A 23,071-nucleotide genomic window follows, 5' to 3' on the forward strand; every position below is an offset into this window, starting at 1 on the left:
TTAGTTAACTGTTAACTGTTGACTGTTGACTGTTGACTGTTAACTGTTGACTGTTGACTGTTGACAGTTAACCAACAAGATATTTTAGGCAGGCTAAAGTTAGGTATAGTGTGTTCTACATTAAACAGTTATGAATCCAGAACCTCAACCGGGGAAATCGGAGAAATTGCCCAAATTTAAAGATATATCAAAACTGCTACGGGACGATCGCTTCTGGAAAATAGCCGGACAGGCGATCGCTCTAATTTTAGTAATAGTTGTTATCGCGATTCTCGCGGACAATCTCAGTGCCAATTACTCGCAACTGGGGATTGCCTTTGGATTTGATTTTCTCAATTCCCAAGCATCTTTTGACATCGGTGAAAGTGTAATCCCCTACAGTCCCGCTAACAGTTACAGACAAGCTTATTTAGTCGGTTTAATCAACTCGCTGCGGGTGATGGGTATCGGCATTATTTTCGCAACAGTTGCGGGCTTGACGGTAGGAATTGCGCGCCTTTCCGACAATTGGCTGCTGCGGAGTTTGGCTGGTTTGTATGTGGAAATTTTACGAAATACGCCGTTATTGCTGCAATTATTTTTCTGGTATTTTGCAGTTTTCATTTCCCTGCCAAAACTGGAAGACAATCAGCAGATGAGGGGGCCGATTTACTTTACAAATCGCGGCATTGCTGTACCAACGCCAGTGGCTTTGCCGGGTTTTGAGATTTGGTTGATTCTGCTAACTGTCGGAGTTTTGGCTGCCGCTGGGCTGTGGATGTGGCGGGCGCGGGTGATGTTGGAAGAAGCTAAGCCGGGAAGACAGTTGTTTTGGGCTCTAGGTGCGATCGGGCTGAGTGCAATCTTAGCTTTTATTATCACCAAAAATCTGCCTTTTCGTCTAGATTTCCCCCGCCTGACACCAGAATTGCAACTCGAAGGAGGATTAAAATTAACTCCTGAATTTGCAGCCTTGGTGACAGGACTCAGCTTGTATACTGGCAGTTACATTGCCGAAATTGTCCGCGCCGGAATTCAATCAGTATCGAAAGGCCAGTGGGAAGCGGGAAAGTCTTTGGGGCTGAAGTCTGGAACAATGATGCGGATGGTAATTTTGCCGCAAGCTTTGCGGGTAATTGTGCCGCCTTTAACCAGTCAGTATCTGAATTTAGCTAAGAATTCGAGTTTAGCGGTTGCGGTTGCTTATCCCGACGTTTATTTTGTTGTGGGTTCTCCGACCTTGAATCAGACCGGTCGGGCGATCGAAGCAATGTTAATTATCATGGTAACATACCTAACAATTAGTTTGATAGTTTCTCTGTTCATGAATTGGTACAATAAAACTGTACAAATCAAGGAGAGGTAAATAGTTTATATTTAATCTATTTTAATTGTAATAAAAGGAGAGCGCGTCAAATGGCATACAGTGACTTTGGCTTAGACCGAGTAACTAAAACTTGTGACTTAAGGATTAAGCAATAATAAATAACTCACAACTATCTTTGGCTTGCTAGTATCAAATTGGAGGTGGAGCAAATGACACAAGAATTAATTGCTCTTAGAAAGAGCATATTGGAAGGAAGGTATACGGATGCTTTGGCAATAGTCGATGAGTTAGATGGAATGAGCAAACAGGCAATTTTGCGACAAATCCAATCTTTTTTAAATATTTTGCTGATTCACTTGATTAAAAATCAAGTTGAACAGCGATTAACTGGTTCTTGGGGAAGTTCGATTCGCCATGCAATCAGAGAAATTAAAAAGGTAAATATTAAAGATAATAAAACATCTTATTACATCAATTCTGATGAATGGGAGAGTTTTATAGAGGAGGAGGTGATTGAGGATGCGATTGCAGAGGCTGCGGAGGAAGTATTGAATGGTGTTTATACTCAATTTCAACTTGCAGAGATGATGGATAGAAACCTGATTATTCAAACTGCTGTGAGGTTATTGACCTTGACTTATATCCATTCCGCCAAAGATTTACCCGCAGTGTTAGCCCAGCATTTAAGTCAGTTACCAGGTGGAGAAGATTGGATAAATCGGCGAAAATAAGTAGGATTTTTTTTAGCTTTGGCGATTGGAAATCGCGTCTATACAAGCAAAACCCGCCTACGCGGGTTAATAAAATAACTGGTTGTTACTCTACGTCATAGGATTGAAAACCGCTATATGGAAACTGTCCCCATATTACCGCCCCCAGCCACCGAATCGCCTACTCCTTGGAATTGGGCGCGCAAAAATTTATTTAGTACCTGGTACAACAGCATTCTGACGGTAGTTTGCCTAATTATCGCTTTCCAAACTATTAAAGGAATTATCGTTTGGGCAACAACAAAAGCTCAATGGCGCGTATTAGAAGCTAACTTGCCGCTATTTTTCGCCGGCAGATTTCCCCGCGAATCCTACTGGCGGCTGTGGATAGTAACGGCCATAATTGCCTTGTTGGGAGGATTAACTTGGGGAAATATTCAGCGGCAAGAACGTCTTTGGAATCCGCCTTTACTAATTATACTTGGTGCTGCGGTTGTGGGTGCGGTCATTTCGCCGATCGACCTAACCTCTCGCCTCTACCTCTTAGGAATTATTATCGCAGCCGCCGCCAGCTATGTCATCGGCAGGCAAATTCACCCAAAAATCATGGACTGGATGCCTGCAATTTGGGTTCTTTCCTTCCCAATAGTTTTGTGGCTAATTAAAGGCGGGTTAGGTTTGTCCGAAGTGTCAACAAATGATTGGGGCGGTTTAGTATTGACGCTGTTTTTAGCAGTTATTAGTATTGTGCTTTCCTTTCCTTTGGGAGTATTGCTAGCACTCGGCAGACAAAGTTCTTTGCCAGTTGTAAGACTGTTATCAACATTATACATTGAAATTATTCGCGGTTTACCATTAATTGGCATTTTGTTTTTAGGTCAAGTGATGCTGCAACTCTTCTTGCCACCCGAATATCCGAAATTGGATAGAGTAATTAGAGCGATTGCTGGATTAACGTTATTTAGTGCGGCATACTTGGCAGAAAACGTGCGCGGTGGCTTGCAGGCAGTGCCCAGGGGACAGATAGAAGCAGCAAGGTCGATCGGACTCAATACACCCCTACTCACAATTCTAATTGTACTGCCTCAAGCACTGCGAATAGTCATTCCGGCGATCGGCGGTCAATTCATCGGATTATTCATGGATACATCCCTACTATCTCTATTCGGAATGTTAGAATTAATCGGAATATCCCGCGCAGTTTTAGCAAATCCTTCCTATATCGGCAGATACGCCGAAGTTTACATATTCGTCGGCATCATTTATTGGATATTTTGCTACTCAATGTCCCTAGCCAGCCGCAAAATAGAGCGAACATTAGGAGTAGGCCAGCGCTAAAAACTCATCTACTTTCATCAGCGTTCATCAACGTTCATCTGCCTCTATCTGCGGTTAAAAAATAAAAAAAATATGGAAACTCAACTAACAGCCCCAGAACAAGTAATCGTAGCAGAAAACGTCCACAAGTGGTACGGACAATTTCACGTACTGCGAGGTGTCAGCATGACCGTCAACCGAGGTGAAGTCGTTGTCGTGATGGGGCCATCCGGTTCGGGAAAATCGACGTTTATTCGCACATTCAACGCCTTAGAAGAATACCAACAAGGTAAAATTACGATCGACGGAATCGAACTTTCCCACGACTTACGCAATATCGAGACAATTCGCCGCGAAGTAGGAATGGTGTTTCAGCAATTTAACCTGTTTCCCCACTTATCAGTTTTGCAAAACGTCATGCTAGCGCCAGTATGGGTGCGCCGCTGGCCGAAGAAAAAAGCCGAAGAAGTGGCGATGCAACTGTTAGAAAGAGTTGGAATTTTGGAACAAGCAAAAAAATATCCCGGACAGTTGTCTGGAGGACAGCAGCAGCGGGTCGCTATTGCACGTTCTCTAGCCATGCAGCCTAAAATTATGCTGTTTGATGAACCGACATCAGCATTAGACCCGGAAATGGTGCGGGAAGTGTTAGATGTAATGCGAAATTTGGCTCAAACTGGAATTACAATGGTGGTGGTGACTCACGAAGTCGGGTTTGCGCGCGAAGTTGCCGATCGCATTGTATTGATGGATGGTGGCGTTTTAGTGGAAGAAGCGAAGCCAGAAGAGTTTTTTCAGAATCCGAAGGAAGAACGCACTCGCAAGTTTTTATCTCAGATATTGTAATTGATTCTCAAGTTTAATCGGTGGGTTTGGCGACGGTAGCAGCAGTCAAAATCGACCTAATTAAGGTAAAATAAAAGAGTGTACAATCAGTCTCTATTTTGCTGAGATAGCTTGCAATGCCATCCACAAAAACTCTGCCGTTAGTTAAAGACTCGGAACGCCTAGAAAGTCGCCTCAAAGAAATTCCGGCGGTTCCTGGTGTATATTTAATGCGCGATGAGAGCGATCGCATCCTTTACATCGGCAAATCCAAAAAACTCCGAAACCGCGTCCGTTCCTACTTCCGCGAAAGCCAAAATCTTAGTCCCCGCATTGCGATGATGGTGCAGCAAGTGCGCGAAATTGAATTCATCGCCACCGACACCGAAGCGGAAGCTTTAGCGTTAGAAGCAAACCTCGTAAAACAGCACCAACCTTACTTTAATGTCCTCCTCAAAGATGATAAAAAATATCCTTATTTGTGCATAACTTGGTCGGAGGAATACCCGCGCATTTTTATCACCCGCAAACGCCGCGCAGGTAGTGCAAAAGACCGCTACTACGGCCCTTACGTCGATACAGGGGCGCTGCGGAGTACGCTGCATTTAATTAAGCGGATTTTCCCGCTGCGGCAGCGCCCTCAACCGCTGTTTAAAGACCGTCCCTGTTTGAACTACGACATCGGCCGCTGCGTTGGCGTTTGTCAAGGGTTAACTTCGCCGGAAGAATATCGAAAAATCATCCAAAAAGTAGCGATGATTTTCCAGGGAAGAACTGAGGAATTGCTCAATATTTTGCAGCCCCAAATGGAAGAGGCAGCCGAAGATTTAAACTTTGAAACGGCGGCGCGCATTCGCGACCAAATTAAGGGTTTGCAGTCTTTAAGTGCGGGTCAGAAAGTGTCTTTGCCCGACGATACGGTTTCCAGAGATGCGATCGCACTTGCGGCCGATAGTCAGCACGCTTGCGTTCAATTGTTCCAAATTCGGGCCGGTCAATTGGTCGGAAGATTGGGATTTATGGCGGAAATACCTCCCCAACCCAGGGCGGGCACGGGGGCACCGCCCCTACAATCGGGGGGGGTAGAGGCCGGAGCGATTTTACAGCGGGTGTTGGAAGAACACTATCAAAATGTCGAATCCGTAGAAATTCCCAGCGAAATTTCAGTGCAGTACGAATTGCCAGAAGCGGAAATATTAGCGGATTGGTTGAGCAACCGTAAGGGACGAAAAGTTACGATTTTGACCCCGCAGCGGCAAACTAAGGCTGAGTTGATTGAGATGGTGGAACGCAATGCTGAGTATGAATTGGCGAGAATGCAAAGATTGAGCGATCGCAATTCTCAAGCAATGGAAGATTTAGCAGAAATTCTCGATTTGCCAGAAGTTCCTCGCCGCATTGAAGGTTACGATATTTCTCACATTCAAGGTTCTGACGCCGTAGCTTCCCGCGTCGTATTTATTGACGGTTTACCGGCCAATCAACACTACCGCCATTACAAAATTAAAAATCCTGAAATAAAATCGGGTCATTCTGATGATTTTGCTAGTTTAGCAGAAGTTATCGGTCGCCGATTCCGAGGATTGAAGGAAGAAGAAACAGGGAAGAGGGAAGATGGATTTAGCGATTTAGAAGAACCCGCAGAAATCAGCCATTTATCCTCGGTTTCTCCTACTATTTCCGACAAACCAGACTTAATTATGATAGATGGCGGCAAAGGTCAACTGTCAGCAGTTGTGGCTGTTTTGCGGGAAATGAATTTGCTAGAAGAGTTGCGCGTTGTCAGTTTGGCAAAGCAGCGAGAGGAGATATTTTTGCCGGGGGAATCTTTGCCGCTGCAAACTAATTCTGAGCAGCCTGGGGTACAATTATTGCGCCGGGTGCGGGATGAGGCGCACAGATTTGCTGTGAGTTTTCACCGCGATCGAAGAAGCGAGAGAATGAAGCGATCGCGCCTTGATGAAATTCCCGGATTGGGACACCACCGACAAAAACAATTGTTGGCACATTTTCGGTCGATCGACTATCTCCGTTTAGCGACTCCCGAACAGTTGGCAGAAGTTTCTGGGATTGGCCCGCGTCTGGCGCAGCAAATTTACGATTATTTCCACCCGTAAAGTCTTACGCAGCATGGGAGACGGGGATTTTTGGGGCCAGGGGGCGATCGGCGAGTAAGTCCCAATTCAGCCCCCGATTCACCCACTGTGAGGGAGGTCTTCAAAAATTTTGCACAGGCCTCTTGCAATCCCCAGAGACTTGTGGTATGTTTAGTTTCTGTGCGCGGGCATAGTTTAGTGGTAAAACTTTAGCCTTCCAAGCTAACTATGCGGGTTCGATTCCCGCTGCCCGCTTACTTCTATAAAAAACCTCAAACCAACGATAAATCAACGGTTTGAGGTTTTTTATAGCTAATTTTCTGGGTTGTCGAGGGGTCGGATTGACTAGAAATTGGATACAAATTGGATACAAAATGACTAAGATTTGACTACGGAACGACCAAACTGAGTATCAACTGAGTATCCAATGACTACCCGATCGCCCTTTGTGGAGACAATTTGGAGACAAATGAATACAAATTGAATACAAAGCATACCTGTATTCAGTTTGAGCCGTTTAGCTTTGTAAGTATCTCTCAAAACGCCTCCACCTGTGAGCTTGTGGTGAGCTGGTTACAAGAATAATTGGTTAACATAGAGTACCCTGGTTTGACAAGATTGCCGATCGAACTCAGCTTGAGTTATGACTGATTCGGAGTCGCATCAGTCACAAGGAGAGCCCGTGAAATATTTTTCAGTAGTAATGTATTTGCTGCGGGAACGGCAACAATTTCTCGAAGAAATTCGCCAAGGTATCAAGCTCAAATCTAAAATTTTCGGTTTGTTGATTTCTAGTACCGTATTTTTTGGCATTTACGGAGCGATATTAGGTGCCTCTAGTACGTGGATGCAATGTCTAGTTTCAGCAATTAAGTTGCCAGCACTTTACTTGCTGACGCTGATTATCTGCTTTCCCACACTGTACTTTTTTAATGTCATGTTTGGTTCTAAACGAACTTTTGAACAGTATTTGACATTGTTGATGACAGCGATGGCGATGATTAGCGTTTTGCTGTTTGGATTTGCACCTGTTAGTTTGTTTTTCCTCATAAGCAGTACCAATTACAATTTTTATCTGTTGCTGAATGTTGCTATCATGGCAATCACAGGATTTTTGGGAGTAAGTTTCATTTATCAAGGAATGCACTTTCTTTCAGAACAAGATGCGGAAGGCAAAGACATCAGGCTAAATATTTTGCGCTTTTGGTTGGGACTTTATGCGTTTGTTGGGACTCAGTTGGGATGGACGCTGAGACCGTTTTTGGGGTCGCCGGGAATGGCTTTTCAACTGTTCCGAGACCGAGAAAGCAATTTTTATATGAGTCTGTGGCAATCAATTATGTCTCTGGGAGGATCGTAATTAATCCCAATTAAAGGAGATTTTGAAGAGTGATACAAGCGGATTTGGAACAGTTAAAAATTTCTGAGAAGGAGTTGGAGGATTTGAGTGGAATAGCTTTGAGCGACGGTTTTGCAGCGGATTTTTACCGACCTGCTGCACTCCGGGACGGCAAAAAGCTATTTTCTCTTTTGGTGAATGAGTTGCTGATATTTTGCGTGACATTAGTTGTTTCGCTGCCTGTTGCTTTACTGGCTAATAAACATTATGTTGGTTTATTTAGCGATTCAGAGATATTTGTCCGTGTTGTACAACTAACTTTGGGTTTGTCCCTGGCGATTACTGTTGCTTGGAATATCTATAAATGGGTTAAGGGCAAGCCTCTGGCAACGCTGGCGGGTCTGCTGGATGAAGTTGAGAAGTATCATGAGGTGATTCAGGCTTTAGATATTATCGATCGCCTAACGGCTGCTGGCAATTTACAAGCCAATTTAATTAACCGAGGAGATGCAATTGAAGCATTAAAAATTACTAGAGAAAGTTTAGTCTGTGCTTTGAAAACAGAAAGAATACTCAGGGAAAATCAGCAATTTATCGGCCGCCGTTACGAGCTATTTGCTAATATTGAAAGTAATTTAGCTGCTTTGATGGCGGTGGAGGTGAGCGATCGGGCTACTGAATACGGGCGGTTGCTAAATGAGGCTTTGGAAATTGGGATGAGCGTACACAAAGAGGTAAGAAAGTTGCAAAATGGGCGTTAGAGTTGTTGCAGCGTTCCTGGTTTGTTGTAAAAGTAGTAACTGAGATATTCCACCATGCTCAAGAACAGGCAGGATGCCTGTGCCACAAAAATTAAATTTTATTGGGGGGTGGGCATCCTGCCCGCCCCTGAAAGGCTGATTGAAAATGGTGCAATATAGAAGTTACTACAAACTTTTTTTACCACCGGAAATTTCAATCATCAAAAATATCCAACTGTTCGCCCTCCGACTCTTTTCTACCATTTTTTTTAACACCTTTCCGCAGCCCGATCGCAATTTTGCTATGTTTCTCAATCTGCTTCATCACCTGTCTCGCCCTGTCAATAACCGACGGCGGTAAACCGGCCAATCTCCCCGCTTCAATTCCGTAAGATTTGTCAGCACCGCCCGGCTGAACTTGGTGCAAAAATATGATTTGATCAGGCAATTCTTTCACTGTCACCTGATAATTGGCGACATTATCTAAAATAGAAGCTAACTCATTCAATTCGTGATAGTGAGTCGCAAAAATTGTCCGCGCCCGAATCTCAGTTGCTAAATATTCTGCTACAGACCAAGCAATCGAAAGTCCGTCAAACGTCGCCGTTCCCCTGCCAATTTCATCTAACAAAACCAATGATTGCGGCGTGGCGTGATTGAGAATATTGGCAGTTTCGTTCATTTCCACCATAAACGTAGATTGACCCGTTGCCAAATCATCTACTGCACCGACGCGGGTAAAAATGCGATCGCAAATTCCCAAACTCGCAGCTTTCGCCGGCACAAAACTACCCATCTGCGCCATTAACTGGATCAAACCCACCTGCCGCAAGTAGCAGCTTTTCCCGCTAGCATTCGGCCCGGTTAAAATAATTAAATCTGGGCGGTTTAACGATTCTTCCCGACCCAAAAAAGCAGAATTAGGTACAAAAAATCCCGGCGGCAAAGACTTTTCCACCACAGGATGACAACCTTCAATAATTTTAATTTCCCGACTTTCTGTCATAGTCGGGCGGCAGTAATTCTGGTAAACTGCTACTTCTGACAAACCGCACAAAACATCGGCCGCAGCCACGGCGCGGGAAACGTTGCGAATAATTTCGGCGTGTTCTCCTACCTCCGATCGCACTTGAGCAAAAATATCGTATTCCAATTGATTTAAATCTTCCCGCGCTGTCAGAATCCGCACCTCCCTTTCTTTTAATTCTTCAGTGCTATAACGTTCTTCATTGGTGAGAGTTTGCTTGCGGGTGTAGTCGTTCGGCACTTGGTCTACTTTCGATTTGGTAATGCTGATGTAATAGCCGAAAGCTTTATTGTAGCCAACTTTTAAATTAGAAATTCCGGTGCGTTTTCTCTCAGTAGCTTCTAAATTTGCAATCCATTCTTGGTCGGCTGAGGCAGTGTGGCGCATTTCATCTAGCATGGCATTGATTCCGGCTCGAATCAAACCTCCTTCTTTTAAATGAATCGGCGGTTCATCAACTAAATGAGCGTGAATTTTAGTTGCTAATTCTTCTAGAATTGGCGGTACATTTTGCAGCGCTTTCAAATAGGGCGATCGTCCTTGGGCTGCGATCGAGGCTAATGTCGGCAGTTTCGAGAGAGAATCAGCTAAAGCGACCAAATCCCGCGCGCTAGCTGTTCCTGAACCGGCGCGGCCTGTCAGTCTTTCGATGTCGTAAATTTGCCGCAGCAACTGCTGCAAATCTTGGCGCAGGGCGTTATTTTCTACTAATTCTTGAATCGTGTCGTGTCGGGCGCAAATGCCTTTAATGCTGAGCAAAGGTTGCAGCACCCAGCGGCGCAAAGCGCGGCCTCCCATTGCGGTGCTGGTTTTGTCTATAGCCCACAGCAGCGAACCGTGAAAAACCCCATCTCTCACTGTTTGAGTAATTTCGAGATTGCGGCGGGTTTGGTAGTCGAGGATGAGAAAATCGGTGAGAGTGTAAGTGTGCAATCTTTGCAAAGAAACTGCTTTTTCCTTTTGAGTTTCTTCGAGATATTGCAACAAGCCGCCGGCGGCGCGGACTGCGAGGGAAAGGTGCGCGCATCCCATACCTTCTAGCGATCGCACTTTGAACTTTTGCAGGATTCTCTGTTTTGCTTCGGACAAACTAAACGGAATTTGCGATCGCAAAGAATAGCAAAACGAATTCGGCAAACACTCCGGTAAATGCTCGGATTTCTCTCCGGGCCTCAACATAGTCACCAAATCCGGCGCATTAGTCGGTATCAAGACTTCCGAAGGCTGCAAGCGCAGCAATTCTAGGGTTAATTGTTCTAAACTGTCTGCTTGAGTAGTGACGAATTCTCCCGTAGAAATATCTGTATAAGCCAATCCCCAATGTTCCCCAGCTATGACGACTGCTGCTAAAAAATTATTTTGTCTGGGTTTGAGCATTCCGTCATCAGTCAAAGTTCCGGGAGTGAGAATGCGGGTAATTTCGCGCTTGACTTGGCGACCTTCTTTAGCAGCTATCGAGGCATCTTCAACTTGGTCACAAACTACCACTGCATAGCCTTTTTCTACTAACATTGAAGTGTAGCGATCGAGGGCGTGGTGCGGCACTCCTGTCATCGGCACTCTGCCGATTTCCTTGCCGCTTTCTTTACTCGTACAAACAAGTTCTAATTCCCGCGAAATCGTAACTGCATCTTGGAAAAAACACTCAAAAAAATCTCCGACTCGAAACAATAAAAGTGCGTGGGGATACTGTTCTTTCACTTCCACATACCGCTGCATCATCGGCGTCAGCTTGGTGAATTCTAGTAGGCGGTGGTCGGCATTGCGGATGTTGGGTTGATTGGGGTCTGTTGGGGTAGATGCAGTGTAAGGCATAAAAGGCTATCGATAAATTTTAATCTTTAACAACTTTAGCGCAAGCTCGGCTTTTAGCTATAACTAATATACAATATTTGACGATTAATCCTCCTTAAGCAGGGTGCGTGATTGTCAATATTGGTGAAGAGTGTTGAGCTATACAAAAGTCACGCACCCTACTTAATAATCGATAAACCCGCTTTTAGTTGAAAAGTTTTAGGTCGCTACTTATCTAATGTGAGCCATTACACCGCTTTAGTGAGATTAAGCGCGAAAATTTTATTAATTGTGAGAGGGGAGGGATCGCCGATCGACAAAAACAACCTCATCCATCTCGTTATTAGCTGTTCTAGCGGATGTTGAACCAAGACCGAAGTTGCAATCTTCCGCAAGGATTTTAGCAATTAACAACGTCCTAACCGTCGGGCGTGGTTGCTATAACTGTTGGCGATTAACAGAATAATGTTAAATTTCCCGCACTTTAGGGGCATAAACTTGACATTTTTGGTATTGAAAACAGCCGGAAGATAGATTTATAAATTATACCTTGGATAGAGAGAAAATATATTTTATATGCTTAAAATTAAAAACATCCAAGCGAGTAATTTATCAGCTTAGTAAAGGTAAGATTTAGAATCAAAAATTTGCTAGCTAGTAGTTAACTAGAGGAAAAAAATAATGAAAGCTCTTTGCTGGCACGGAGCAAATGATGTGCGAGTTGATAATGTACCAGACCCAACAATTATCAATCCGCGCGATGCCATAGTTAAAATAACGTCTACAGCCATCTGCGGCTCAGATTTGCACCTTTATAACGGCTACATCCCGACAATGCAATCGGGCGACATCATGGGTCACGAATTCATGGGGGAAGTAGTCGAACTCGGCAGCGAAGTCAAGAACTTAAAAAAGGGCGATCGCATCGTCATTCCTTTTACTATTTCTTGCGGTAGTTGCTTCTTTTGCAACCGCGATCTGTGGTCGCTGTGCGACAACTCCAACCCCAATGCAGGATTGGCTGAAAAACTCTACGGTCATTCGCCTGCAGGACTGTTTGGCTTCTCGCATTTAACGGGCGGCTATGCAGGAGGTCAAGCAGAATACGCGCGGGTTCCGTTTGCAGATGTCGGCCCTTTAAAAATTCCCGACGGACTTTCGGACGAACAAGTATTGTTCCTCACCGATATCTTTCCTACCGGTTACATGGCGGCCGAAAACTGCAACATTCAGCCGGGGGATACTGTAGCTGTGTGGGGATGCGGGCCCGTCGGACAATTTGCGATCAGAAGCGCGTTTATGCTGGGGGCCGAGCGAGTAATTGCGATCGACCGCGTACCGGAACGCTTGCAAATGGCGGCCGCGGCCAAAGCTGAAATCATCAACTACGAAGAAATGGACGCCGGGGAAGCCGTCACTGAAATGACGGGGGGACGCGGACCCGACTCTTGCATCGACGCTGTGGGAATGGAAGCCCACGGCACCGGCCTCGACGCTTTGTACGACAAAGCTAAGCAAGCCGTGCGCTTGGAGACCGATCGACCCACCGCCCTGCGACAAGTGATCGTAGCTTGCCGCAAAGGCGGCACAGTCTCAATTCCCGGCGTTTACGGCGGCTTTGTTGACAAAGTGCCCCTAGGTGCAGCTTTCAACAAAGGCTTGACCCTGAAAATGGGACAAACGCACGTTCACCGCTATTTGCGGCCTTTGCTCGATCGCGTTCAAAAAGGCGAAATTGACCCGTCATTCGTAATTACGCACCGAATGAAATTGGATGAAGCGCCCCACGCCTACGAGATTTTCCTCAACAAAAAAGACAACTGCATCAAAGTTGTCCTCAAACCCTAACTCGCATTCAATTGACAAGGAGAAACTATGCTTTTACAAGAAAAAGAATCAGGCGACTTGATAGAAATCCTCGATGTAGATGCTTTAATTAGCCCTACAAAACAAGAAGTGCCGGGAAAAAATCAAGCTGGTCAGGAAGAGCAAGATAAAGCAACTTTTGCAAAAAGTAATTTAGTGTTTCCTTCCGGTGAAACTCTGCCGCGCTGCTGGACTGAGGAAAATTATCAAACTCATTGATTCAACTGATTCTCCCTATCCCCCTTAACAAGGGGGGGAGGGGAAAGCTAGGGGTAGGAACAGGGCACATAGGTGTCAGCTTACCCCGAAAAATTGCTCTGAGACGGAAGTCCCTGTCTAAAAGTGCGTAGTGGAGACTTCAGTCCCCGATTGACTAATTAAATAATTATGGACTAAAGTTTTTACTACAAAATATTTTTTTGGAATAAGTCTAATAAGTAACAGCAAATAACTTATGGAATTGCAAGCAGTAATTCTCGATATTGACGGTACTCTGACGCTCAGCAATGACGCCCACGCTCAAGCTTGGGTAGAGTCATTTGCGGCTTACGGCTACGAGGTGCCGTTTGAGAAAATTCGCCCGCTAATTGGCATGGGAGGGGACAAAGTTATACCCAAAATGGTATCAGGACTTTCCGACGAAGAAGGCGACGGGAAAAAGATTGCACAGCGGCGCAAAGAACTGATTATTAACCGCTTTTCTCCAGAACTTTCTCCAACCCCCGGTTCGCGGGATTTGCTGTTAAAAATGCAGCAAGAAGGATTGCGGCTAATTATTGCTACTTCAGCTACCACTGAAGAACTTTCCGGTTTGCTGAAAGCTGCACAAGTTGACGATTTATTGGATCAAGCGGCGACATCTAGCGATGCGGAAGCTTCTAAACCGGAACCGGATATTGTGGAAGCTGCTTTGAGCAAATTGCAGATGGAAGCGAGTCAGACTGTGATGTTAGCTGATACTCCTTACGATGTCGAAGCTGCGGGCAAGTGCGGGGTGCCAGTAATTGCTTTTAGGTGCGGAGGTTTCGATGATGCTTCGCTGGCAAATGCTGCGGCAATTTACGATCACCCTGCGGATTTGTTGGCGCATTATGACGATTCCATTTTAGGGAAAAGGGAATTGGTAGCGCGTTGATGAAATAGGAGCACTAGCGGGTGGATTGCCACTATTAAGTGCGATCGCTCACAATCCACTCTACCTGATGGGCTTCTGTGATATCTGGAATATCCAGGCGCGCCGCTAATTTCCGAATGACTGCTTCCGGTACTGTTGCTGTGCGCGATCGATTCCGCTGCCATATTTCTTCTAGAGGTACTTCCAGATAAACAATGTGAATTCGCGCTTGATAAGCAGCAAAAAAATTAATTAATTGCTGCCGCATTTGTTTAGTTGTATTCGTGGCGTTCCACACAAAAGAACGCCCCTCATTTATATATTCGCGCGCTCTTTGTTTGGCTGCTGTCACCACATTCCCAGGTGTCTCGTTGGGAGGCACATTCATCTCTTTTCGCAGTGCATCCAGCGAGATTACTGGCAAATCTGGCAGATTTTTCCGAATCCAATAATCTTTACCGCTTCCTGGCAAGCCAGACATCAAAATTACTTCGCATCGAGTATCGTCAAATGCTTCGTAATCCGGGTTGCCGTTCTCTTTGCGGAAGTAGATAAATCTGCTGTGTGCTGATGGAAATTGTCGGGGAGAATCCAAACAATTATTTTCTTGACAAAACTCCCGAAATAGTTCTATTTTATCGAGCAATTCTTGTCTGTCGCTACACTGTCGGCCGCGCACGTCTGCTTCGGCTAAAAGTGCGAGGAAATCGCAGCGGACAACTTGACTAACTTTAATTACAGACTGCTGCGGGTTGGGTTTGTCGATCAGCCAGATGGGTAAACTGCCGAATTGGACGATCGCCACAACTGTTTCGCGAATCTCAAACTGCACAGGCGGCTCGAATTGGGATAAAATTTGTCTGACCATTCTCGCACCTTGGCGGGCGTGACCTTTTGAGCTAATTCTGCCGTCGGCTTCTATTTTTGTAAAGGCTGGTTTGGCGACATCGTGCAGCAAAGCGGCGGCAAAAAGTATCGATCGTTCTTTTTCGGGAAGTTGCCGCCAATTTGGGGATGAGATTAATGCTTCGCAGACCATTTTAGTATGAATTAAAACGTCTCCTTCGGCGTGATAAATCGGGTCTTGCTGACATCCTTTTAAGTTTTGAATCCAATCGAAATGATTTTGAATGCTCTCCCAATCCAGAAACCAATCGGGCGGTTGGGGACAAAAGGGAAAAGTCCAAGTTGCCGATGGCGATAACAGTGCATTCATAAATTCACCTGCTGGTTAACTAAAATTAAATAAATCTGCACCTGGACGCAGAATATTGGGTATAATTGGGCGATTTAGCCAATGTCCCTCGGCATTTTTAATAGCCGTCAAAAAGCTGGCACGCACGTATTTATAACGCGCCTTTACTATGCCATCTTCTTCGATTTTAATGTACAGACCTTCCATAATCTCACTCTTGTCAGTCTCTTTCAAACACCGTTCTTCATCTAATCCCAATTCCCGACTGTACAAACCCAAGCGCTCCAAATGCCCCGGTTGAATAAAATTAGATTTTTCCATAAACTGCATCATTTGCTTGGGAGATTTCAGCACTCCCGAAAACAGCACGGGAACTGACACCAACGGCAGTCCGCTTAACAACTTGCGGCGGGATTCTGTACTCAAAAATTGATTTTTTTCTAAGTCCAGCACGTCATATTCCATAAAATAGTGCGGCAAAAAATCATAAAAAACAGTGTGTTTGGCATAAAGCCATTCCCCGTAAAGAATGTAGCGATTTCCCAGCACTTCTCCCAGGGTTCCGCTAAGACTGAAAGCCCACTGTTTGAATAAGTTAAAATGTTTTTCCCTCGGCCCGCCGGTGAGATAGTGGCCGCGACTTTGCAGCAGCATTTGTCCATCTGGTGCGAAGCTGATGCCTGTATTAGCGCCGTCTACCTTTTCTTCAATCACTGTCGGGCGATCGCTCAGGGCGCTAAATGGCACGCTGTCGAGGTCTTCATCACCCGGCTGGAAACGCGAACCTTCGATGTGATAAGTTCGAGGATATTTAACAATTTTGACCATCAGCCAATCCCTTTGAGATTTGAGACTTTAGAGGCGACCCCATCCATTTTAGATTGTAGTAATTTTAGATTTGAGATTTTATAATTTAGAGGCGATCGAATCTATTTAACCATTATAATGGAATGAGCACAAAGGAGCGTGTAAGTTGAAAAATCAAAGTTTCCAGAGCATATCATCAGCACTCGCTGGGATTCTATTAGTAGGCGCGCTACTCATCGCCTTAAACTCTTTTGTCGTCATCAATCCAGGCGAAGCAGGCGTTGTCAGCGTTTTAGGAAAAGCCACAGATGGAGCATTGTTAGAGGGGTTTCACCTCAGACCCCCGCTAATATCCAAGGTAGATGTGTACGATGTAACAGTGCAAAAATTTGAAGTTCCCGCCCAGAGTGCTACTAAAGACCTTCAGGATTTAAATGCCAGTTTTGCCATCAACTTTCGCCTCGATCCTGAGAAAATAGTGGAGATCAGAAGGACTCAAGGAACTTTGGAGAATATAGTCTCAAAAATTATTGCTCCTCAGACGCAAGAAGCATTTAAAACAGCCGCTGCACTGAGAACCGCCGAACAATCTATTACTCAAAGAAGTGAACTGAAGCGAGACTTTGATACTGCGCTGAAGGAAAGGCTATCCAAGTATGATGTCATCGTACTCGATACGAGCGTTGTTAACATTCGATTCTCCACAGATTTTGCGAAAGCGGTTGAAGAGAAACAGGTTGCTGAACAGCGGGCGCAAAGAGCTGTTTATGTGGCTCAGGAAGCAGAACAACAGGCTCAAGCTGACATTAACCGCGCTCAAGGTAGGGCAGAAGCTCAAAGACTTTTGGCTGAAACTTTGAAGGCTCAGGGCGGTGATTTAGTTCTGCAAAAAGAGGCGATCGAAGCTTGGAGAAGCGGCGGGGCTCAGATGCCAAAAGTGCTGGTTATGGGCGCAGGTTCGAGTCGGGTTCCTTTCATTTTTAATATGAGCGATATTCAGGAAGAACCCGATCGCCCGCAAGTGACCAACAATTAAAATATGGCTGAGGGTAACAAGCTCGGTGTCTCCGAAAATATGGGCTTTGCTAACCATAAATCTCGCAATAAACCGAGTTTCCTCAGAAAGCGCACATAAGTCCTATGAGAGTTGCGGGAATATGCTACACTTCTGAAAGCCACAATATAACGACAGTTTAAAACCTGTTGTTATAAAAGCGAAGTCCGCAATTAACACGCAGGCAACACACTCATTTTAGGAAGCCAGGAGAAATCATGACCCGCGCTATTATGGAAACCGACAAAGGCACAATCAATTTGGAATTGTTCGATGCGGATGCGCCTAACACAGTGAAGAATTTTGTTGACTTGGCGGAAAAAGGTTTTTACGATGGATTGTCCTTTCACCGAGTCATTCCTAACTTTATGATTCAAGGTGGCTGTCCAAAAGGCAATGGAACGGGCGGCCCCGGCTACAAAATCAAGTGCGAAATTAACTCCAACAAACATTTGGCAGGAACTTTATCGATGGCTCACGCAGGCCGCGATACGGGTGGCAGCCAATTCTTTATTTGCCATTCTCCTCAGTCTCATCTAGATGGAGTTCACACAACTTTTGGCAAAACTGAGGATATGTCTGTCGTCAATGCTATCCGCCAAGGTGACAAGATTATCTCGCTCAAAATTGAGCATTAATTTTCTCTAATTAGTTGCGTTTGCAATAAGGAATTTAGTCCTTATTGCAAACAAAACGTGTGAAATTTAAGAGTTTTAAAATCTCAAATTTATGACGGTTATCAATGATTATGCTGTGGTGACTGAGTTAACTGAACTATATTTAAAATACGAAAAAGCTCTTTGTACGAATGATATTGAAACTCTCGATAATTTGTTCTGGGATGCGCCGGAAGTCGTGCGGTTTGGGGTGACGGAGAACCTCTACGGGAGCGATGAGGTGAGGGCTTTTCGCAAAGGACGATCGCCTGTAAATGTCGATCGAGAAATGTTCAACCTCAAAGTCGTGACTTTCGATGGAGACACGGCGGCTGTGACGCTGGAATTTCGCCGTGTAATGGATGGAGTGGTGCGGCTGGGGCGGCAGAGTCAGATGTGGCGGAAGTTTCCTCAAGGATGGAAGATTGTTTCCGCTCACGTTTCTTTTTTGCCACTGGAGGGATGAGCGGTGACACACCTCCAATCAAGGTGAAATAATTTCCCCAGTCGGTATTTGAATTTGATTATTGTGGAGCCATTTAATTCGGCAGATATTCTTTTTTTCCTTTACTATTAGTGCCTCTCTCTGTCTTGTCACCTATCTTCTGCTTTCTTGGTTCTCCACTTTTCCAGTAGCTTCCTCATTACCGCTATTTTCCCTGCTCCGATCCTCTAATACAGTTCATATTTGAGCAAAGTACACGGAATCGATCCATTAAAAACCGGAATACGCCGCGATGTCCTGAGTCCCACCTTTTTACCCAACTCCTTATTTCCTGTCAAAATAAACGCATTCCAACCTTTAAAACGATTCTTGAAAATATCCCCCAACATCTTGTACAAATCTCCCAATTCGCTAGCATCTCCCAGGCGCTCTCCGTAGGGAGGATTGCAAATCAAAACGCCTCTGTCTGCGGGGGCTTCCAACTGAGATAACTCGGTTTGAGCAAACTGAATCTTACCGGAAATACCAGCTTGCTGCGCGTTCGTGCGAGCTTGAGTTAACATATCGAAATCGCGATCGCACCCTGCAATCACCTCTTTAAGCTCCGGCAATTCGCTATTTTCAGCTTCGGCCCACAATTTATCCCACAAAGGTTCGTCAAAATCCCGCCAAGTCATAAATCCAAACTTTTCTCGAAACAATCCCGGTGCAATATTCAATCCCTTTAAAGTCGCTTCCAAAGGCAAAGTTCCAGAACCGCACATCGGGTCTAAAAACGGCAAATCTGGCGTCCATTCTGCCATCTCCAACAAAGCCGCAGCTAGGGTTTCTTTGAGGGGAGCAAGCCCCATCGCCGGTCGATATCCCCGGCGGTGCAAACTGCCGCCAGAACTGTCTAAACTTAAAATACAGTTGTCTCGATGAATGTGAATGTTAATTAGTAAATCGGGATGCTCTACATCAACATTAGAACGCTTGTTAAATTGAAGGCGCTGTTGGTCGGCGATCGCATTTTTGACCTGCAAAGCTGTAAAGTGAGTGTGGTTCAACTTTTCGTTGCCGCCGGTGCAGTTTACTGCTAAAGTATTTTCGGGATATAAGTATTCGTCCCAGGGGATTTTCTGCACTTCGCGGTAGAGCATATCCGAGTTGTAACACCGGAATTCGGCGATCGGCATTAGCACTCGAAAAATTGTTCTCGACCAAAGATTGACGCGGTACAATAAAGCGCGATCGCCCGCAAAGTAAACCCCTGTAAAATCTGGCTTGACATCCTGGGCCCCTAAACGTTCTAATTCTTGGGCGGCAATAGTTTCTAAACCGCGCGCAACTGTAGCAAAATATTGATTCATTGATAATTGGTAATTGGTAATTGCTTTTTCTCGATCGCTCTAAATTAGATAGTAGCTGGTTTAAATCCTAACTCTCACAAACAATACTCTACCTTAAGCTAGATGCCTCGGTAAAAAAAATACTAACTTTCCGAACAGCTTTGTTAACAGGCGATCGCCCGAACCCGCACCCGATCGACCTTACCGACACAAAAACCCACCTCCTCCGGGTGGGTTTCCGCGCACCTCACCCTTGCAAGTCACAAACTGTCAGTAATACTCGTAAAATTAAAAGCTTTCACGCGCACTCCGGGCACGACACTACCGCCGTAACGCTTCACCGCACTAACTGCATCCACATCGCGCAACATATCAGGTAAAACTTGATTGAAACGCAGGTTTTTAATCGGGTAAGCAATTTTGCCATCCTCAATCCAAAAAGTACCGTCGCGAGTCATTCCCGTTACTTCCAATGTTTTCGGATTAACGTAGCGCACGTACCAAGCTCGACTGACGAAAATTCCTCGCTCGGTTTGAGCAACTAAATCTGCTAAACTTTGGTCGGAACCTGTCATCACGATCGGGTAATAAGCACCTTTTGCCTCTTTGCCTTTTTGTGCGGCCCAGTAGCGGGAATAAGACAAACTTTGAGGGACGCCATCTTGGATGATTTCCAAATAGTTATTGCTCAATCCGTCGCCGAAAAAAGTATTCGATCGCAGCAAAGGATGAGCCGGATCGCGCTGCACTTGCACTAACGGGCTAAAAAGTTGTTCCCCCGCGCGGTTTCCCGCTGGTTTTCCCTCTGCATCCGCGATCGACATAAACGATCGCCCCTCATCCGCCGCCCTCGCATCCAGCCCCCAAATCACCCACGGTAGCAAGCCCGCAAAAGCAGCGCCGTCAAAGATTACCGGATAAACGCCAGGGGTGATGGGGCGCGGGTTGCGAGATGCGATCGCGCGATCGAGCACTTGTTCTGCTAATTCGGCGATCGGCAATTCGTTGATACTCCAAGCAGTGCTCTGAGCCCAACTAGAACCGTCTTCAATGCGAGCAGTAAAGCTGAAATCCGCCTCTGTAGAATGATTGCAGGCGCGGAGTCCGGTTGACGAGGCGATCGCGTACAGCGACGCGTCAGTGCTCAAAGTGCCCGAACCATGAGCGCCCCCCTGGGAGGATCTGGCGCAAGCTTGCTGCACCAATTCGGCCCGCGCTAGAGGCGATATAGTTGCGGTTGCTGCGTCGAATGCGGGCGATCGCAAATCGTAGGTTTGAGGTGGCAGCAGCGGCATCCATTCGGGGTCTGCCGGCGCAATTCGGGCCAATTCTTCCGATCGCTTAACTGCGGAGGCGATCGCATCTTCATCAAATTCTGTAACAGCAGCAGAGGCGCTTTTGTTGCCAAAATAGCTAGTAATGCTCAGGTTAAATACAGTTTTGCTAATATTTTGGCTGATTTGATTTTCCGAGAATCGGGAAAGAGATTCCTCGCCAGTAGAGAGACTGACAAATACTTCCTCTGCTTTGGATAATTTGACTGCTTTTTCTACTACAGATAAGGCTTGGTCTTCACTTAAAAGTGCGGGCGATGTTGTTACAATCATGATTGGTAATTAGGCATTGCGAATTGGGCATTGCGAATTGGGCATTGCGAATTGGGTATTGCAAATTGGGCATTGTTAGCAATTAACTAATAACTAAGAACCGATGCCCCGTGTCCCATGTCCTATTACCCAATTTGAATATTTCTCACTCGCACCGGCACACAAGCGTGAGTCATTTGAGCAACCTGCATCGGCTCGCCCTTTCCGCATATATTAGTACCGCACTGAACCTGCTCCGAAGCCGGCCCGATCGCATCTATTTGATTCCAGAAATCAGTAGTCATCGCCTGATAAGTTACATCCTTCAACATACCGACAACTTTACCTTTTTCCACCTTCCAAAAAGCATCGCCGCCGAATTGAAAATTGCGCCGTTGCTGGTCGATCGAATAACTACCCATACCGTCGATTAAAATCCCGTCTTCCGTATCCGCAATCATCTCTGCCAAAGTAGCAGTATGGCTGCCGCCATCCGGGCCCGGCTCTAATCCCAAATTGGGAATTCTCACCATCGGCACGCTCGACCAACTGTCAGCGTAAGCAGAACCGTTGCTGCTACCGCGTCCGAGGCGATAAGCCGTCTCTCTGTCAGTGAGATAATCAACTAAAATCCCATCCTTAACAATGTACCACTCTTGTGATTTTACGCCCTCATCATCGTAACCCATTGTACCGCGGCCACCTGGTTGAGTGCGATCGCACTTAAAATTAACCCAAGGTGCAGCATATTGCAGTTTATTTAACTTATCAGTAGTAGCAAAGCTCGTACCAGCAAAATTAGATTCGTAACCGTAAACCCGGTCTAATTCAGTTGGATGTCCTACAGATTCGTGGATTGTCAAATACAAATTTGTCGGCTGGAGAATCAGGGATTTGCAAATACCAGCAGGGATTTTGGGAGCGCGCACTTTCTCAATAGCTTCGGCGGCAACTCTTTCGACTTGACTCAACAAATCATCGGGATTAATATGTTCGTAACCGATATTAAGTGGAGGGCGTTCGTAACTGCGACTTTGGGCATCGCCGCCCGCAATTGCCGTACAGTTAAAACCCGGATAGCTCCGGTAGATTGTTTGTTCGATTAGCGAGCCTTCTGTGGAAGCAAAAACCTTGTCTTCGCGGCTGGACTGCAAAAAAGAAGAAGCTTTTTTGATGCCTTGTGCGCTGTGTGCTAGCAGCTTCTCGTTAATAGTTAGCAGCAGTTCAGCTTTCTCAGCAACGGGTACAGAAAAAGGGTCAATGGTGATGGGAGTAATGTAGGTATCGACATATTTTTCGACAGGCACTAACCGCACCGGTTCCTTTTGAGTTAAGCGGCTGCCTTTAGCGATTTCTACAGCCAAAGCGACTATTCTTGCAACCTCTGCGGGTGTTTTGCTGTGACTGGCGGCAAACCCCCAAGCGCCGTCTAGAAGCACCCGCACGCCAAAACCGGAACTTACATTATCTGACAGTTGACTTAAAGATCGATCGCGCGCGTAAAGATTCTGCCTTCGATAACTGCAAAAACGCACATCACCGTACTCGCAACCTGTTTTCCGAATCAAATCTACAGCCAAATTTGCTAACTCGTTAGCAGAGATTTTTGCAGTTAATTGCACCATAGTTATTCGTCATTCATCGTTAGTTGTCAATTATTATAGCGCTTTTCAATTTTTTGAACGAACCGCGAAGACGCAAAGAGCGCGAAGGAAGGAAAGAGAGAGGTATTTTTCATATCGTTTACGGTTGTTTCGGAATGATTAAACCGCAGAGACCGCAGAGACCGCAGAGGAAGAAAAGAGAGAGATAAATAATTCCGCTTCCAACGAATTTGATGTCATTTCTAAGTAGAGTTATTAC

The 23,071-nt window shown here is 45.5% G+C and carries 19 protein-coding genes and 1 tRNA gene; 14 read left to right on the top strand and 6 right to left on the bottom strand.

Annotated elements, in window-relative coordinates; translation table 11 throughout:
- Positions 1-130: 130 nt before the first annotated feature.
- From QUA07_RS00345 to QUA07_RS00380, 8 genes are all read left to right on the top strand, one after another.
- Positions 131-1,345: an ABC transporter permease subunit gene (locus QUA07_RS00345; RefSeq protein WP_333321479.1), complete on the top strand. Its 1,215-nt coding sequence runs from the start codon at positions 131-133 to the stop codon at positions 1,343-1,345.
- A gap of 170 nt (positions 1,346-1,515) precedes the next feature.
- The gene (locus QUA07_RS00350) at positions 1,516-2,037 is read left to right on the top strand and encodes a DUF29 family protein (RefSeq protein ID WP_333321481.1); all 522 of its coding nucleotides are present in this window, start codon (positions 1,516-1,518) and stop codon (positions 2,035-2,037) included.
- A 117-nt stretch (positions 2,038-2,154) separates the two neighbouring features.
- Entirely contained in the window at positions 2,155-3,354 is a 1,200-nt protein-coding gene (locus QUA07_RS00355; RefSeq protein ID WP_333321483.1) for an amino acid ABC transporter permease, read from the top strand.
- A 72-nt stretch (positions 3,355-3,426) separates the two neighbouring features.
- Positions 3,427-4,179: an amino acid ABC transporter ATP-binding protein gene (locus tag QUA07_RS00360; RefSeq protein WP_333321485.1), complete on the top strand. Its 753-nt coding sequence runs from the start codon at positions 3,427-3,429 to the stop codon at positions 4,177-4,179.
- A 116-nt stretch (positions 4,180-4,295) separates the two neighbouring features.
- Positions 4,296-6,275 (top strand): excinuclease ABC subunit UvrC, encoded by a 1,980-nt coding sequence (gene uvrC / locus QUA07_RS00365; RefSeq protein WP_333321487.1) that lies wholly within the window; start codon positions 4,296-4,298, stop codon positions 6,273-6,275.
- Positions 6,276-6,438: 163 nt separating this feature from the next.
- A tRNA-Gly gene (locus tag QUA07_RS00370) sits at positions 6,439-6,509 on the top strand.
- Positions 6,510-6,936: 427 nt separating this feature from the next.
- Positions 6,937-7,614 carry an actin-binding WH2 domain-containing protein gene (locus QUA07_RS00375; RefSeq protein WP_333321489.1) on the top strand — a complete coding sequence of 226 codons (678 nt, stop codon included), beginning with the start codon at positions 6,937-6,939 and terminating at the stop codon, positions 7,612-7,614.
- 29 nt (positions 7,615-7,643) lie between these two features.
- Positions 7,644-8,354 (top strand): hypothetical protein, encoded by a 711-nt coding sequence (locus tag QUA07_RS00380; RefSeq protein ID WP_333321491.1) that lies wholly within the window; start codon positions 7,644-7,646, stop codon positions 8,352-8,354.
- Between the two features lie 193 nt (positions 8,355-8,547).
- On the opposite strand, the gene mutS is transcribed toward QUA07_RS00380, so the two are convergent.
- A complete protein-coding gene (gene mutS, locus QUA07_RS00385) occupies positions 8,548-11,175 on the bottom strand; it encodes a DNA mismatch repair protein MutS (protein WP_333321493.1) in 2,628 nt (875 codons plus the stop codon).
- Between the two features lie 660 nt (positions 11,176-11,835).
- Between mutS and QUA07_RS00390 the strand changes: the two genes are divergently transcribed.
- The 3 genes from QUA07_RS00390 to QUA07_RS00400 all read left to right on the top strand — a co-directional run bounded on the left by QUA07_RS00390 (position 11,836) and on the right by QUA07_RS00400 (position 14,155).
- The gene (locus tag QUA07_RS00390) at positions 11,836-13,002 is read left to right on the top strand and encodes a zinc-dependent alcohol dehydrogenase (RefSeq protein ID WP_333219036.1); all 1,167 of its coding nucleotides are present in this window, start codon (positions 11,836-11,838) and stop codon (positions 13,000-13,002) included.
- Positions 13,003-13,029: 27 nt separating this feature from the next.
- Positions 13,030-13,239, top strand: coding sequence for an acetyltransferase (locus QUA07_RS00395; RefSeq protein ID WP_333321496.1), 210 nt, complete (start codon positions 13,030-13,032; stop codon positions 13,237-13,239).
- Positions 13,240-13,474: 235 nt separating this feature from the next.
- Complete coding sequence (locus QUA07_RS00400; RefSeq protein WP_333321499.1) at positions 13,475-14,155, top strand: HAD family hydrolase; 681 nt, start codon at positions 13,475-13,477, stop codon at positions 14,153-14,155.
- A gap of 34 nt (positions 14,156-14,189) precedes the next feature.
- Here the strand turns inward: QUA07_RS00400 and QUA07_RS00405 are convergent, their stop codons facing one another.
- Entirely contained in the window at positions 14,190-15,350 is a 1,161-nt protein-coding gene (locus QUA07_RS00405) for an AAA family ATPase (protein ID WP_333321503.1), read from the bottom strand.
- Between the two features lie 15 nt (positions 15,351-15,365).
- Complete coding sequence (locus QUA07_RS00410) at positions 15,366-16,157, bottom strand: RNA ligase family protein (RefSeq protein ID WP_333321507.1); 792 nt, start codon at positions 16,155-16,157, stop codon at positions 15,366-15,368.
- Between the two features lie 145 nt (positions 16,158-16,302).
- On the opposite strand from QUA07_RS00410, the gene QUA07_RS00415 reads away from it, so the two are divergent.
- The 3 genes from QUA07_RS00415 (at position 16,303) to hpxZ (ending at position 18,312) form a co-directional block, all read left to right on the top strand.
- Positions 16,303-17,172, top strand: coding sequence for a prohibitin family protein (locus QUA07_RS00415; RefSeq protein ID WP_333321511.1), 870 nt, complete (start codon positions 16,303-16,305; stop codon positions 17,170-17,172).
- A gap of 236 nt (positions 17,173-17,408) precedes the next feature.
- A complete protein-coding gene (locus QUA07_RS00420) occupies positions 17,409-17,828 on the top strand; it encodes a peptidylprolyl isomerase (RefSeq protein ID WP_190732048.1) in 420 nt (139 codons plus the stop codon).
- A gap of 91 nt (positions 17,829-17,919) precedes the next feature.
- The gene (hpxZ, locus tag QUA07_RS00425) at positions 17,920-18,312 is read left to right on the top strand and encodes an oxalurate catabolism protein HpxZ (RefSeq protein ID WP_333321515.1); all 393 of its coding nucleotides are present in this window, start codon (positions 17,920-17,922) and stop codon (positions 18,310-18,312) included.
- 206 nt (positions 18,313-18,518) lie between these two features.
- Here the strand turns inward: hpxZ and QUA07_RS00430 are convergent, their stop codons facing one another.
- From QUA07_RS00430 to QUA07_RS00440, 3 genes are all read right to left on the bottom strand, one after another.
- A complete protein-coding gene (locus tag QUA07_RS00430) occupies positions 18,519-19,643 on the bottom strand; it encodes a class I SAM-dependent RNA methyltransferase (protein ID WP_333321518.1) in 1,125 nt (374 codons plus the stop codon).
- Positions 19,644-19,882: 239 nt separating this feature from the next.
- Complete coding sequence (locus QUA07_RS00435) at positions 19,883-21,229, bottom strand: TldD/PmbA family protein (protein ID WP_333321522.1); 1,347 nt, start codon at positions 21,227-21,229, stop codon at positions 19,883-19,885.
- Between the two features lie 125 nt (positions 21,230-21,354).
- Positions 21,355-22,833 (bottom strand): TldD/PmbA family protein, encoded by a 1,479-nt coding sequence (locus QUA07_RS00440; protein WP_333321524.1) that lies wholly within the window; start codon positions 22,831-22,833, stop codon positions 21,355-21,357.
- Positions 22,834-23,071 lie beyond the last annotated feature (238 nt).

It is taken from the genome of Microcoleus sp. T3_A4 (assembly GCF_036700465.1).
Taxonomy (GTDB): Bacteria; Cyanobacteriota; Cyanobacteriia; order Cyanobacteriales; family Microcoleaceae; genus Microcoleus.

What these genes read in the sequence shown, in the direction of transcription:
- QUA07_RS00400 (WP_333321499.1), top strand. Translation starts at nt 13,475, where the DNA reads ATGGAATTGCAAGCAGTAATTCTCGATATTGACGGTACTCTGACGCTC.
- QUA07_RS00390 (WP_333219036.1), top strand. Translation starts at nt 11,836, where the DNA reads ATGAAAGCTCTTTGCTGGCACGGAGCAAATGATGTGCGAGTTGATAAT.
- hpxZ (WP_333321515.1), top strand. Translation starts at nt 17,920, where the DNA reads ATGACGGTTATCAATGATTATGCTGTGGTGACTGAGTTAACTGAACTA.
- QUA07_RS00430 (WP_333321518.1), bottom strand. Translation starts at nt 19,643, where the DNA reads ATGAATCAATATTTTGCTACAGTTGCGCGCGGTTTAGAAACTATTGCC.
- QUA07_RS00360 (WP_333321485.1), top strand. Translation starts at nt 3,427, where the DNA reads ATGGAAACTCAACTAACAGCCCCAGAACAAGTAATCGTAGCAGAAAAC.
- QUA07_RS00350 (WP_333321481.1), top strand. Translation starts at nt 1,516, where the DNA reads ATGACACAAGAATTAATTGCTCTTAGAAAGAGCATATTGGAAGGAAGG.
- QUA07_RS00405 (WP_333321503.1), bottom strand. Translation starts at nt 15,350, where the DNA reads ATGAATGCACTGTTATCGCCATCGGCAACTTGGACTTTTCCCTTTTGT.
- QUA07_RS00395 (WP_333321496.1), top strand. Translation starts at nt 13,030, where the DNA reads ATGCTTTTACAAGAAAAAGAATCAGGCGACTTGATAGAAATCCTCGAT.
- QUA07_RS00345 (WP_333321479.1), top strand. Translation starts at nt 131, where the DNA reads ATGAATCCAGAACCTCAACCGGGGAAATCGGAGAAATTGCCCAAATTT.
- QUA07_RS00410 (WP_333321507.1), bottom strand. Translation starts at nt 16,157, where the DNA reads ATGGTCAAAATTGTTAAATATCCTCGAACTTATCACATCGAAGGTTCG.
- QUA07_RS00420 (WP_190732048.1), top strand. Translation starts at nt 17,409, where the DNA reads ATGACCCGCGCTATTATGGAAACCGACAAAGGCACAATCAATTTGGAA.
- QUA07_RS00355 (WP_333321483.1), top strand. Translation starts at nt 2,155, where the DNA reads ATGGAAACTGTCCCCATATTACCGCCCCCAGCCACCGAATCGCCTACT.
- mutS (WP_333321493.1), bottom strand. Translation starts at nt 11,175, where the DNA reads ATGCCTTACACTGCATCTACCCCAACAGACCCCAATCAACCCAACATC.
- QUA07_RS00440 (WP_333321524.1), bottom strand. Translation starts at nt 22,833, where the DNA reads ATGGTGCAATTAACTGCAAAAATCTCTGCTAACGAGTTAGCAAATTTG.
- QUA07_RS00435 (WP_333321522.1), bottom strand. Translation starts at nt 21,229, where the DNA reads ATGATTGTAACAACATCGCCCGCACTTTTAAGTGAAGACCAAGCCTTA.
- uvrC (WP_333321487.1), top strand. Translation starts at nt 4,296, where the DNA reads ATGCCATCCACAAAAACTCTGCCGTTAGTTAAAGACTCGGAACGCCTA.